Annotated in this window: 12 protein-coding genes and 1 riboswitch; of the genes, 11 read left to right on the forward strand and 1 reads right to left on the reverse strand. The window is 50.8% G+C overall.

Annotation, left to right across the window (positions count from 1 at the left end; all coding sequences use genetic code 11):
* The first annotated feature begins 8 nt into the window (after positions 1-8).
* The 5 genes from AC0YOA_RS05830 to AC0YOA_RS05850 all read left to right on the forward strand — a co-directional run bounded on the left by AC0YOA_RS05830 (position 9) and on the right by AC0YOA_RS05850 (position 5,760).
* Complete coding sequence (locus tag AC0YOA_RS05830; protein WP_475785842.1) at positions 9-1,151, forward strand: ABC transporter permease; 1,143 nt, start codon at positions 9-11, stop codon at positions 1,149-1,151.
* 268 nt (positions 1,152-1,419) lie between these two features.
* Positions 1,420-2,220 carry a CAP domain-containing protein gene (locus tag AC0YOA_RS05835; RefSeq protein WP_475785843.1) on the forward strand — a complete coding sequence of 267 codons (801 nt, stop codon included), beginning with the start codon at positions 1,420-1,422 and terminating at the stop codon, positions 2,218-2,220.
* A 227-nt stretch (positions 2,221-2,447) separates the two neighbouring features.
* Complete coding sequence (locus tag AC0YOA_RS05840; protein WP_475785844.1) at positions 2,448-3,071, forward strand: TetR/AcrR family transcriptional regulator; 624 nt, start codon at positions 2,448-2,450, stop codon at positions 3,069-3,071.
* Between the two features lie 130 nt (positions 3,072-3,201).
* The gene (locus tag AC0YOA_RS05845; RefSeq protein WP_475768642.1) at positions 3,202-4,659 is read left to right on the forward strand and encodes a PAS domain S-box protein; all 1,458 of its coding nucleotides are present in this window, start codon (positions 3,202-3,204) and stop codon (positions 4,657-4,659) included.
* A gap of 77 nt (positions 4,660-4,736) precedes the next feature.
* A riboswitch (cyclic di-AMP (ydaO/yuaA leader) is annotated at positions 4,737-4,975 on the forward strand.
* A 113-nt stretch (positions 4,976-5,088) separates the two neighbouring features.
* Entirely contained in the window at positions 5,089-5,760 is a 672-nt protein-coding gene (locus AC0YOA_RS05850) for a 3D domain-containing protein (protein WP_475785845.1), read from the forward strand.
* A gap of 62 nt (positions 5,761-5,822) precedes the next feature.
* Here the strand turns inward: AC0YOA_RS05850 and AC0YOA_RS05855 are convergent, their stop codons facing one another.
* Entirely contained in the window at positions 5,823-6,752 is a 930-nt protein-coding gene (locus AC0YOA_RS05855) for a polysaccharide deacetylase family protein (protein WP_475785846.1), read from the reverse strand.
* Positions 6,753-6,994: 242 nt separating this feature from the next.
* Between AC0YOA_RS05855 and AC0YOA_RS05860 the strand changes: the two genes are divergently transcribed.
* From AC0YOA_RS05860 to AC0YOA_RS05885, 6 genes are all read left to right on the forward strand, one after another.
* Positions 6,995-7,957, forward strand: coding sequence for an acetylxylan esterase (locus tag AC0YOA_RS05860; RefSeq protein WP_475785847.1), 963 nt, complete (start codon positions 6,995-6,997; stop codon positions 7,955-7,957).
* Positions 7,958-7,975: 18 nt separating this feature from the next.
* Entirely contained in the window at positions 7,976-8,641 is a 666-nt protein-coding gene (locus AC0YOA_RS05865) for an SGNH/GDSL hydrolase family protein (RefSeq protein WP_475785848.1), read from the forward strand.
* Positions 8,642-8,882: 241 nt separating this feature from the next.
* Positions 8,883-9,779 (forward strand): helix-turn-helix domain-containing protein, encoded by an 897-nt coding sequence (locus tag AC0YOA_RS05870; protein WP_475785849.1) that lies wholly within the window; start codon positions 8,883-8,885, stop codon positions 9,777-9,779.
* Between the two features lie 61 nt (positions 9,780-9,840).
* Positions 9,841-11,412 carry a type 2 periplasmic-binding domain-containing protein gene (locus AC0YOA_RS05875; RefSeq protein ID WP_475785850.1) on the forward strand — a complete coding sequence of 524 codons (1,572 nt, stop codon included), beginning with the start codon at positions 9,841-9,843 and terminating at the stop codon, positions 11,410-11,412.
* Positions 11,413-11,475: 63 nt separating this feature from the next.
* Positions 11,476-12,423 carry an ABC transporter permease gene (locus tag AC0YOA_RS05880; protein WP_475786612.1) on the forward strand — a complete coding sequence of 316 codons (948 nt, stop codon included), beginning with the start codon at positions 11,476-11,478 and terminating at the stop codon, positions 12,421-12,423.
* Positions 12,424-12,429: 6 nt separating this feature from the next.
* Entirely contained in the window at positions 12,430-13,299 is an 870-nt protein-coding gene (locus AC0YOA_RS05885) for a carbohydrate ABC transporter permease (protein ID WP_475786613.1), read from the forward strand.
* Positions 13,300-13,311 lie beyond the last annotated feature (12 nt).

The raw sequence follows: 13,311 nt of genomic DNA on the forward strand, positions 1-13,311 counted from the left end.
ATTTTCAGATGAAATCCATCATTATGAAGGAATTGAAATTGATCCGCAAGGATAAGCGCAGCTTTTTCTTCCTGCTGCTGATGCCGGCGCTGTTTATCGTCATGTTTGGGTCCGTCTTCAGCAGTTCGGGAAGCTCCTCGCAAGTTTCCGTCCACGCCGTCGATCTGGATCAGAGCGATGCTTCGCAGACATTCATGAAGCAGATGGGAACGATTATGGATGTGACGGCGGAAGATCCGGATAGCCTGAATGAAGGAATTGACAAGATCCGTCAGGGGCAGTATACGGCTCTGCTGGTTGTGCCCGAAGGCTTCGAGCAGGCTATCAATGAGGGGCAGACGGCTGGAATTAAGATGTACGAGGATCCCGCATCCGCTATCTCCAATGCCCCGATAACAGCGATACTGGAGAACCTTACAGGCAAGTACAGGGAACAGAAGCTAAATGATACGCTGATCCGGATGGGAGATACGGAGGAACAGGCCAAGCAGGCGCTTGCCTCCCCGGTAACAGTCGAAGCTGTGCCCACAACCTCGGATGTTTTTAATTATATCGACCAGGTGGTTCCGGGGATGACCGTCATGTTCGTGTTCTTTATTATGATTACGATGAGCCGCCGGTTCTTTGAGGAGAAGAAGACCGGACTTCTGTCGCGTATCCGCAGCACGAGTATCAAGCCGCTGCAGTATTTGCTTGGAATGTGGATTCCCTTTGTCCTCACCGTGGCTGCACAATGCGTGGTTCTGTTTACCTTCGGCCATTTTGTTTATGACTTGAGTCTTGGCGATTTGTCGGCACTCGCATTAATTGTACTGGGACTTAGTATTGCCGGAACAGGTCTTGGACTTGGCCTTTCCTTCATTGTTCCGGGCGAAGGAGCCGCTATGGTCATTACCCAGCTTATTTCCATGGGAGGCGCTCTGGTAGGCGGTCTGTGGACACCATCATACATGCTGCCGGATTCGATCCAGACCATTGGCCATTTTACACCGCAGTATTGGGCGCAGCATTCGCTGGTGGACATTATTGCGCATGGCGCACATATTGGCGATGTAGCTGGAGCTGTACTGATTTTGCTCACGTTTGGAGCAATCGGTCTTGCAGTCGCTTTTATCCGTCTGCCCGGCTTTCTGCGTTCTGCGGCTAATTAAGGGCATGATCGGTTTGGGACAAATAGCGGCGGAAAACAGGGAGAAGAGACGCATAATCATGTGTCTCTTCTTTTTTTATTATTAGAAATTCGGGAAATGCTTTATTCAGGCGTCCCAAGCGATACGCTTACATCAGGGAGCGAATTATGAGAGACATTTGCGGCTGATGCCAAATTTTGAGGCATGAATAACGATTTTTCCTATGTTAACATGAGTGGCGTCGGGAGAAACCGGCAAAACCCAAAACCAACGAGGAGGAAATAAATTCATGAAAATAAGACCAATTCGAGTGGGAATAGCAAGTGTTCTTGCAGCAAGTGTAATTGTACTTGGAGGGGGAGCAGGCTTGCAGCAGGTCAGTGCAGCTTCTGCAAATACAGCCCCAACAAAAACGTATAATATAAACATTAACGATACACTTTCGAAACTTGCGCAGCAATATGGTATCGATCTCGGCAAGCTGCTGCAATCCAACCCTTCCCTGGGTAACGGCAATAATATTTTCCCCGGCATGATCATTAAAATTCCGGTTAATGGCGGATACGGGAATGGTTCAGGTGCTCCTGCTAATAGCGGCAGCGGTATGCCTTCAACTGGCGGCGGCAGCGGAACTCCGGCAAACGGCGGCAGCGGCACGCCTTCAACTGGCGGCAGCGCACCGGCAAACGGCGGCTCAACCACAGATCCCGGAACAGTATCGCAAAGCGAATTTGCTTCCCAGGTTGTAACGCTCGTCAACCAGGAGCGCAGCAAAGCAGGCTTATCTTCACTGCAATCCGATGCTCTGCTGACTAAAGTGGCGACTGCCAAAGCGAAAGACATGTATGACAACAATTATTTTGATCACAACTCGCCAACCTATGGTTCCCCGTTTGATATGATGAAACAATTTGGCGTATCTTATAACTATGCGGGTGAAAACATTGCCAAAGGCCAACGTACACCTCAGGAAGTTATGACTGCATGGATGAACAGCCCAGGCCACAAAGCCAACATTCTGGGTGCGAATTACAAAAAAATCGGCGTTGCTTATTACAATGGCGAATGGGTGCAAGAATTTACTTCCTAAAATAACCTATGATGGAAAGGCGGCCAATGCTGGCCGCTTTTTTTGTTGCATACAGAATTCAAGCTCCTGATGATGGCTTCCTCAAGCTTCTCTTATGAGCGACCCAACCAACCACACAGGTTCCGTTTTCAACCCTTCGTTTGACTTGACGCGGAATTAACCGGCGGTTATTATGTAACCAATGGTTATTTAAAACTCCAAACAACGAAACAAGAGGTGTCAAAGTCATGACGACAAGACGAAAAATGCTGACTGAGGAAATGAAGCAGGCTATCCGTCATTCCGCTGCTCGGCTATTTGCAGAGAAAGGCTATCCGTCGGTAACGATGCGCGAGATAGCCAAGGAGGCAGGCTGCTCGCATACCGCGATCTATTTGTATTTCAAGAATAAAGAGGATCTGCTGCAGCAGATCGCTATCCCGCCGCTTGCGGAGATGGAAGGCCGGATGCTGGAGAGGCTGGGAGACGCGAACGCAGCCCCGCTGGACAAATTGATTGGCGCCTGCCAGGAATATGCTGTGTTTTGCCTGAGCAACGGCAGCTTCTTCAATGTTCTGACCACATCGGGAAGCGGCAGGGTGGATGAGCCGGAGCCCGAGCTCGAAGTGAATCAGATCCGCAACCGTATATTCGGCCATCTGATTAAGGCGCTGGACAATGTGGTGGATGACAAGGGTTCTGCTGCCGACGCTGAAGCGGCGCTCAATCGTGCGCGCATTTTATTTTATTACATGCAGGGATTCGTCCACACCTATAATGGCAGTCTGGAATCCATCGATTCACTTTTGGAGAGGACGCTCCCCATTTACAATCAAGGAGTAAGAACATTGGTGGCAGGTATGAAGGCCTAATATCGATGAAAAAACAAGAGACCGGCATTAAAACGCCTTTGTAAATAAGTCCTTTGACATGGAGGGAAATGATAAAATGTTAGCGAATTGATAAGGATACTTCTTTTGAACCTGTCGGGGGATGAGCTTTATGAAGGATCAACAATCTCAATACGAGTCATTTATTTCCACTCATCTGCATCAATTGGTTGATCAGTCGCGGATAGGCGTCTTTCTTTTTCATGAAGATCAAATTTCGTATGTCAATCCGTGTCTGGCGGAGATGTTCGGATACTCCCGTGAGGAAATTATCGGTATGCAGCCCAAGGATCTGGTCTTCGAGGAAGACCGGGCATTTTTCAAAGACAAGATCAGCCGTCGGTTGAGAGGGGAAGGCAGGGGCGCCCGCAATTGGCTCAGAGGGCTCAGGAAGGACGGAAGTCTGTTCTACTATGAAGCCAAGGGATTACTGGTCGAGTATGATGGCCGCCCCGCACTGGTTGGTACGCTGACGGATGTCACCAGTACGATAAAAGCAGATGAAATTTTACGCGAGCATGAACTCAGGTATCAGCGCCTGATCAAATACTTGCCTGAACCCATCGTCGTTCATGACGGGGAAACGATTTTATATACGAATAATGCCGGCCTCCTCCTTTTTGGCGCCACCAGGGTTGAGGAATTATTTACCGTTACCTATATGGATTTGATTCATGCCGATTACCGGCAAATGACGAGCGAACGCATGAGCTTGCTGCTGGCCTCGGATGAACCTTTGGACTTTATGAAATCCAAAATCGTCAGCCTTGATGGAAGGATCATCGATGTAGAGGTTTCCGGCATCCGGATTCATAATTTTCAGGGACGCCCCTTTGTTGTGCAAAGCGTGTTTCGTGATTTGACGGAGCGCAAAAGAGAGGAAGAAGCGATTATCCGGTCAGAGAAGCTGTCGGTAGCAGGTCAGATGGCGGCGGGAATCGCTCACGAAATCCGAAACCCTTTAACCTCCTTAAAGGGTTTTACGCAGTTTCTAAAAACAAAGGTAAGCGACCATCATGAATATTTCAATATTATGCTTGCGGAGCTGGACCGGATCAATACAATCGTGCAGGAATTTATGGCGCTGGCCAAGCCCCAGGTCAAGCAGTTCAGCCAGCATAATCTGGCCTCCATATTGGAGAATGTGATTACGCTGCTGGAAACGCAGGCGATTATGAACAATGTCGAGATGAAAAAGGATTTTGCCGCGAAGATGCCGACGGTATATTGCGATGAGAATCAGCTCAAGCAGGTATTTATCAATTTGATGAAAAATGCCATAGAGGCGATGCCAAGCGGAGGAGATTTATCCATTACCCTGAAGGAGGGGGACGCGGGTATGCTCATTGTCCGCATTCAAGATCAAGGGGTGGGAATCCCCAAGGATAAGCTTGAGCGTCTAGGCAGCCCCTTCTACTCGACCAAAAGCTCCGGTACCGGGCTTGGACTCATGATTTGCTTGCGCATTATTGAAGCCCACCGCGGTACGCTGAAATTTGAAAGCGAGGAAAGCAGCGGTACAACCGTCACAGTTGAGCTGTCTGCCTTTGAATGGGAGACAGAGGGATAAACGAATGGCGTTCATCCCGTTATTGTTCGCGGCTGGACCTATTTACCAGTGTATTTGGGGGATAGAATTATGGTATCCTTTAACGCGAGCCGAAACTTATCGTACGGGGGATCTTTATGAGGCAGCAAACAGATGCTTTCAGCAAGCAATAATCTGTTTCCTGCCTCGCGGAATATTATCCGAGCCAGTCGAAATGGCAGGGTGAAAATCCGCTGGGGGTGAATCGCTTTGGAGCGGGCATATCCGCTTTGGCGTAGGGTTGAACTCCTCAATCCGAATCCGACAACTAACCTCGCAGGCCGCATGCACAAACAGGCATACTTAACCAATCGGAAGAGAGGCTGCCTTGTTTGAGCGATGACGGAGTTTGAAGACAGTTCTGTATCAGAACATGCCTATAAACCCGTAAATAAAAGGAGGACATTTGTTTTGGTAAATGCAAAATGGAAAAAAGGCGCGGCAGCAGCTGTACTTGGATTGGCAATTCTTGCCCATGCAGGGGCGGCAAACGCTGCAGCGGTTTACAAGGCAAAACACAATGATACCTTCTGGACGTTGTCCAAGCAATTCGGTGTGCAGCTTGATCAGCTGGTGAAAGCGAATCCAGGCGTGGACCCGTCCAATATTTATGCGGGCTTGTCCATTACAGTGCCGGGATCGGCAGCGAAAAAAACGGCAGCAGCTCCGAAAACCGCGGCGGTCAAGGCGATTAAAATGGAATCCACGGCCAAAGCGCTGCCGAAAAATACCGTGACAGTCAACGGACTGGCCTACAACTATACAGATGTTGTACAAGCCAAAGCAAGCGCCTATACAGCTGATGAATCCGAGAACGGCTGGGGCCCGGTTGACTATTACGGCAACCCGCTCAAGCTGGGTACGATCGCAGTTGATCCCAACCGTATTCCGATGGGAAGCAAGGTGTATATCACCGGTTACGATCATGACGGTTTGCCTGTTGGCGGCATGATGGCCGTAGCGACAGATATGGGGAGCGGGATCAAAGGGGATCGCATTGATATCTTCGTACCGCAATCGCAGGAAAAAGCCCAGAAGTTCGGGTTTCAATATGTAAAGGTTTTTGTTCTTGGCAAATCATAATACTTCAATATAATCGATCATAAATGAGCGGCGCCCCATTGCAGGGGCGCCGCTTGGTGGTTTCAGGGCTTTACGCTTCGTGCAGCCGGCTCTCCAAGCAGCTCGGGGAGCGTAACCATTTGATAGCCTTTGCTGCGGAGCAGCTTGATCAGTTTGGGCAGCGCCTCTAATGTTCCCGATAGATCCTGACCGATGCCTCCGCCTGCATGCTGAAGAATAATGGAGCCGGGCTGCAGGGTTTTCTTGATGTTAAACAATATCGTACTGCTGTCGATGCCCCGCCAGTCGACAGAGTCGACATCCCAGTTGACGGCAATATAACCGTTTTGCTTCATCCACTCAATTTGCCCGGGCAGTACTTCCCCATAGGGCGGTCTGATTAATCTGGGACTATATCCGGCGAGCGGACGCAATATGGCGTCAGTATTGCGGATCTGCTGCTGGAAGGCAAACAGGGAAATACGCGAGAATACCGCATGGTTATAGGAATGGTTGCCGATTACATGCCCTTCCCTGCCAATGCGCCTGACTATGGACGGATAAGAAGCGGCGCGCGATCCGACTACAAAAAAAGTCGCCCTGACTTTATGGCGGGCCAATATATCAAGCACCTTGGACGTGTAGCGGGGATCAGGCACATCGTCAAAGGTAAGCGCAACCTTCCTCTCCTTGCGCGGGCCGCCAATAACGAAGGTCCCGGGATAACGCTGCTGCAGATCTACCCAGGATGTGGCGTCACGGCGCGAAACTTTCTTTTTCTTCTGCTGGCCTGTCTCTCTGCTCTGGAAGGAAGGCTCGCTGAAGCCGGGTATGTTAAGCGGCAGGATGCCGGGCTCGTCCTGAAGTTGAATATGTAAGGAAGCTGGGAGCTTATCAAGCGGAGCAGCATGAAGTCTCCGCACCGGATCAAGTAAGCCGGAGATTATCATGACTGCGAGGAGGATAAGAACAGTTTTTCGTATCAAGCGAACGCAATGATTATTCCGCAGCATGTAAACCCTCCATATTTTGATAAATGACAAGCCTTTCTTTCTTGCGCTTTATTCATTGTGCCCCTCTGTTTTCCGATCATGCATGCGAAGCAGCGGATAACCGTCGATGACATGAAGCGAAGCTGCCTGCAGCGTTGACGGCAAGGTCCGTTCCGGGGCAGCTTTCTGCAAAAATAACTTTACAGATGAAGAATAAAACCGCTAACATGGAAAGTAATCACAACAGCAAAGGAGTTAGAGAAATGCCTACAATTGATAAGCCGCTTGCCGAATTGCAAGCGTATACAGGAAGAAATCCACGGCCTGCCGATTTTGATGATTATTGGGACAGGGCCCTTAATGAAATGCGTCAGACCGAACCGCAGATCGAGCTTGTTCCAAGCTCCTTCCAGACACCTGCTGCGGAATGCTTCGATCTTTATTTTACGGGTGTGCGGGGAGCGCGGATTCATGTTAAATATGCCCGTCCCCGTCACGCGGACATGCCCCGGCCGGCGGTTTTGCATTTTCACGGATATTCCGGGAATGTAGGCGATTGGCATGAGCGTCTCGGTTATGTCTCGCTGGGATTCTCGGTATTTGCCATGGACTGCAGAGGACAGGGCGGACTTTCACAGGATGTCGGCGGTGTGACCGGCAATACGCATCACGGCCATATTATCCGCGGCTTGGATGATCAGCCGGATAATCTGCTGTTCCGGCATATCTTTCTGGACACGGCGCAGCTGGCTTCCATTGTCATGCAGATGCCCAATGTGGACCCGGAGCAGGTATTCGCAACAGGCTGGTCGCAGGGAGGCGGTCTGACCATTGCCTGCGCTTCGCTGGAGCCGCGTATACGCAAGCTGGCGCCGGTCTATCCATTCCTGAGCGATTACAGGCGCGTATGGGAGATGGATCTGGCGAAGGACGCCTACGCCGAGCTTCGCACCTATTTCCGTCATTTCGACCCGCAGCATAAGCGGGAGGATGAAATTTTCACCAAGCTGGGCTATATTGATATTCAATATTTGGCCGAACGCATCAAAGGCGAGGTACTGATGGGAACAGGTCTGATGGATACGATATGTCCGCCATCCACTCAATTTGCGGCTTACAACAAGATAACGGCGCCGAAGCGGTTGGAGATTTATCCGGATTTCGGGCATGAAGGGCTGCCTGGACACCATGACAAGATTTTTCAATATTTCTTGGGGAATTACTAGGAGAGGCAGGAATCCTTAATGCTTAAGCTGGAGAAGCGGGACAAGCTCGTCATGATCGGCGATTCCATCACGGATTGCGACCGGGCAAGACCGGTAGGGGAAGGGTTGTTCAATGCGATTGGCAGAGGATATGTCGGCGTGGTTGACTCACTGCTGACGGCTGTATATCCGGAGCTGGGCATTCGGGTTGTCAATGTCGGAACAAGCGGAAATACGGTAAGGGACCTGAAGGACCGCTGGCAAACCGATGTCATTGACCTCAAGCCGGATTGGCTGTCGATCATGATTGGAACCAATGATGTCTGGCGGCAGTTCGACGTGCCTGCGATGACGGAAGCCCATGTGTATCTGGAGGAATACGAGCAGACCCTTGAAGAGCTGGTTGCCCGAACAAGACCCGTTCTGAAGGGATTAGTGCTTATGACTCCGTTCTACATCGAACCTAATCCAACCGATGCGATGCGTGAAACGATGGACCGCTACGGTGAAGCAGTGAAGCGGATTGCAGGGAAGTACGATGCGGTTTATGTCGACACCCAGGCGGCATTCAACCGTCTGCTGGAGCATTTGTATCCGGCTACGCTTGCTTGGGACCGGGTCCATCCGTCGCAGACCGGACATGCCGTTCTGGCCAGATCTTTCCTGCAGGGGATTGGCTTCGACTATAATCAAGGGCTTGTATAAACCGATTTCCTCAAAACCGTCAGTAAAGATAAATTCGAAAGCCGCTTCCGCCCCCGTGCGGATTAAAGCGGCTTTTTTGTTTTTTCAGGAATATATTGGCTGGAAAAAAGTCCGAATAAGACATGATATTGTCCCGATAGAGCATGAAACCGAACCGTATAATGCGTTATTATAAATAATATAAAAACGAGTGAATTACTTGGTATTAATCCGGGGCATCCAGCAGGAAGGAGCAATCTGCATGACCGTCAAGACGTTATCGGGATACCGCAAAAATGCTCAAGGCATCTGGGTACAGCGATCTTCCCATGGACAGCACAACGTGTTTGATGAGCACGCGCATGATTTCATCGAGCTGGTATATGTGGTTCAGGGCGAAGGCTTGCATCTCATTGACCGTTTTCCCTACGAGGTGCGGGCGGGCGATATGTACAGCATTCATCCCGGCGAGCGGCATGCCATTGAGCATCTGAACGGTTCCGGGATCGAGATTATCAATGTTCTGTTTGTTCCGCAGTCCCTGGCGGGCTGCCTTCCTGGTGATCATGAGATGCCCGGGACGCTTGCTTTTATTACGCCATTCATGGATGGCAGCGGCAGGCTGCCCCGAAAAATGACCCTGAGCGCCGAACAGTCATCGGCCATCGTCGGTATTTTGGAGGATATGATTGCCGAGACCAAGGATGAGGATTCAGGCTCACCGCTGCTGATTCGCTTCAAGCTGATGGAATTGCTCGTTCTGTTATCCCGTTTCTATGAAAAACGGGAGACGACAAAGCAGGTGTCCTATGCCTGCGGCGGCCACGAAATTCTGACCCGCCGTGTCCGCGTGTTTCTGGAAGATCATTTTCATCAAAAGCTTACACTTGCTTATCTGGCTCAGGTGTTTAATCTGAGCGAGCGGCATTTGGGCCGCGTGTTCAAACAGGAGACAGGCAGAAGCGTCAATGAGATGCTGCAGCATATCCGGATCGAACGCGCCAAGCAAATGCTGCACGAAACGAACCGGAGTATGGAGGTTGTTGCGGAGTCCGTCGGATTCGCCAATGCCTCCTTCTTCTCCCGCCTCTTCTCGCGAATCGTGGGAGCTACTCCGGGGGAATACCGAAAAATGGCCAAGAACCGGCGAATCTCCTGATTAAGGAGAGGATTCTCCGATCGTCAGGCCAACAGGAAATTAATCGCGAGGAGAAATGAACATGTATAACGAACAAGCCCCGAGGGGCAACCGCAATTTTCGGCTTTTGCTGGTATCTCTGACGTTAATCGGCTCTCTGCTTCTCTCCGCCTGCTCCAGCAGCGGCAAGACTGGTTCTGATGCCGGAAGCGCTGAGGGCGCGAATACGACAGGCGAAGCCCCGCTTGAGCTGACCATTCAGACGATTACGCCAAGCACGCCGCCCGCGGCAGATGATAACGTGATCAAGCGCGCTATTGAAGCAGCAACCCATTCGAAAATGTCGATTACATGGGTATCCAACAACATCTACACCGAGAAGCTGAATGTGACGCTGGCTTCCGGAAATTTGCCGGATCTCTTGATGGTGAATGATCCGTTCTCTACCGCATTCCGTACAGCTGTTGTGCAGGGCGCATTCTGGGATATCACCCCTTATATTAAGGATTACCCCAATCTCTCAAACGGCATTTCCAAGAACGCATGGAATGTAACCAAACAAGCAGACGGAAACAACTACGGGATTCCTCGCCCGCGTCCGGAAGAGGGAGAGAGCTTCTTTATCGTCCGCAAGGATTGGCTGGATCGCTTAGGCCTGCAGGTGCCAACCACGACAGAAGAATTGTATAAGGTGGCCAAAGCTTTCACGGATCAGGACCCGGACGGCAACGGTAAAGCCGATACGGTCGGTATCGCGGCTTATCTGGATGCCAACGATACCAATCTCGGTCCGGTGCTTGGGGCGGTTGAGAACTCCTTTACGGGTGTGAACGGCAGCTGGAAATGGGACGGGCAGCAGCTCGTATACTCCGCTTTTCTGCCGGAGGTGCGCGAGTCCTTGGAGTATCTGGCCAAGGCCTACCGGGAAAAGCTGATTCCGCAGGACCTGTTGTCGCTGAAGCTGACGGACAGCCGGGATCTGTTCAAGTCCAACAAGGCCGGCATCATTGTGGACAAGACAGGTACTCTGCATGTATATGCGGATGATCTGAAGAAGATCGATCCCGGATTTTCATTCGCCGATTTCTACCCGGTGACCTCGATTGACGGTTATACACCAAAAGGTACGGGCTTTAACGGGATTCTGGCCATTGCGAAGTCCGTGCCGGAGGATAAGATGAAACGGATTTTGAAGCTGATCGATACGTGGATGAATCCTGAAGTGTTTGAAATTCAGAAGTACGGAATTGAAGGCCGTGATTATAATCTGGTGGATGGCCAAAAGGTTATCGATGTCGATCAGAGAACAAAAGATAATGCGTCGGATTTTAATCAGATCGTCAATATACTGCTCCCTGCTGAAACCGTTGGCTCCACACCCGAGGAGACGGAGGCGCTCAAAATCTTCAAACAGGTGCAGGATGCGCAAACCGGCAGCACTGCCGACCCGACGGTCGGGTTGGGATCGGAGACCGCCAATGAAATTCTGCCGGATTTGAACAAAAAAATCCAGGATTTAAAAGCTAAAATCATCTTGGGCAACGAGCCGATTACAGCTTGGGATGATTTTGTAGCCGCACTGAAGCAGGATGCCGGCGTAACGAAGATGACCGAAGAAATGACTGCAGCCTATAAGCAGCGTACCGGGCAGTAAGACGGCTGATGCCGCTTCACCCTTGAGCTGACGGTCCATAAGGAGGATAGCGGCATGAAGGCAATGAAAACTGCCGGACCTGAATTACCGAACCAGGCAGGAAAATGGGGCAGGCTCGGCAGGAGGCTGTATCGGGACAGATCCCTGTACCTGCTTGCCCTGCCGGGAATTCTTTTTCTGATCTTGTTCAAGTATGTGCCGATGTGGGGCATTGTCATCGCCTTTCAGGACTATTCGCCCTTCGCCGGAATTTTGCATAGTCCTTGGGTGGGTTTGAAGCATTTTGAACGTTTTTTTGCCAATCCGGATTTCTGGATGCTGTTCCGCAATACGATTGCCATTAATCTGCTCAGCCTTTTTCTGTTTTTCCCGCTGCCTATTCTGATTGCGCTGATGCTGAACGAGCTGCGAAGCGTCTTGTTCAAGCGTCTCGTGCAGACGGTAATCTACCTGCCCCACTTCTTGTCCTGGGTCATTATCGCTGGTTTGACGTTCTTCCTGTTCGCCAAAGGCGAAGGGCTAGTTAACGATATTCTGGAGGCGCTTGGAAGACCGCGATTGGCTGTTCTTACGAACCCGAATGCCTTCTGGCTGATGGTGACCATTCAATCCATCTGGAAAGAGGCCGGATGGGGAACCATCCTGTTTCTGGCGGGAATCGCCGGAATCAACCCCAGTCTTTATGAAGCTGTGAAGATGGATGGTGCCGGACGTCTGAGACAAATGTGGCATATTACGCTGCCAGGCCTTCGCTCCGTAATCGTGGTGTTATTTATATTGAAGCTCGGCGACATGATGGATGTCGGCTTTGAACAGATTTTCCTCATGTATAACGGTGCCGTATCCAATGTGGCGGAGGTATTCGACACCTACGTGTACCGGCTTGGGATCAAGCAAAGCCAATTCAGCTACAGCACGGCTGCAGGGCTGTTCAAATCTCTCGTCGGGCTTGCTCTTGTGCTGATTGGAAATAAAGTGGCCAGGAAGTTCGGCGAGGAAGGGGTGTTTTAACAAGTGATCAGGCCGAGTATGTCGGACCGGCTCTTCCGTCTGATTAACGGGGGGCTGCTGGGATTGATGGCGCTCCTCACCTTTTTCCCGATTTATTACGTAGTTGTTATTTCATTCACGGATTCAACGGAGCTGCTGACCAAGGACTATATCCTGTTCCCGTCCAAATGGTCATTCGACGCCTATAGTTATCTGTTATCCACCGATGCGTTCCTGCGCTCGCTCGGGAACAGCGCCTTTCTGGCGGTCGTCGGCACCGTATGCTCGCTGGCTGTTACCTCCTCCTTCGCTTATGCCCTTTCCCGGAAAAAGCTGATGGGTCGCAGATTGCTGATGCTGCTTACCCTGCTCACCATCCTGTTCAGTCCGGGTATTATTCCAAACTTTATTCTTATTCGCCAATTGGGCCTGCTTGACAGTTTATGGTCCTTGATTCTGCCGGCTATGGCAACCGGGTGGAATATACTGCTAATGAAAAACTTTTTCGACAGTCTGCCGCAAGAGCTCGGAGAATCGGCTGCCATTGACGGCTGCGGTGAGACGCGGGCCTGGGTCTCGATCATGCTTCCCTTGTCGCTTCCTGCTCTGGCGGCATTCGGGCTGTTCTATGCAGTGGGCTTCTGGAATCAATTTTTTACCGCCCTGCTGTACTTGAATGACTCCTCCCGCTGGCCGATCCAGGTTCTGCTGCAGAATATGCTGCTGAATGCCTCCAATACGGATTTGGCCGTTCCTGGAGAGTTTGTGGAGGTTCCGCCCTCAGAATCGCTCAAGATGGCTGCCGTTGTTGTGGCGATTGCTCCGATCGTTTTGGTTTATCCGTTTTTGCAAAAGCATTTTGCCAAAGGAGCCATGGTTGGTTCTATAAAAGGCTAGGTTTGGAGATGA

The organism is Paenibacillus sp. JT22N12 (genome assembly GCF_056269365.1).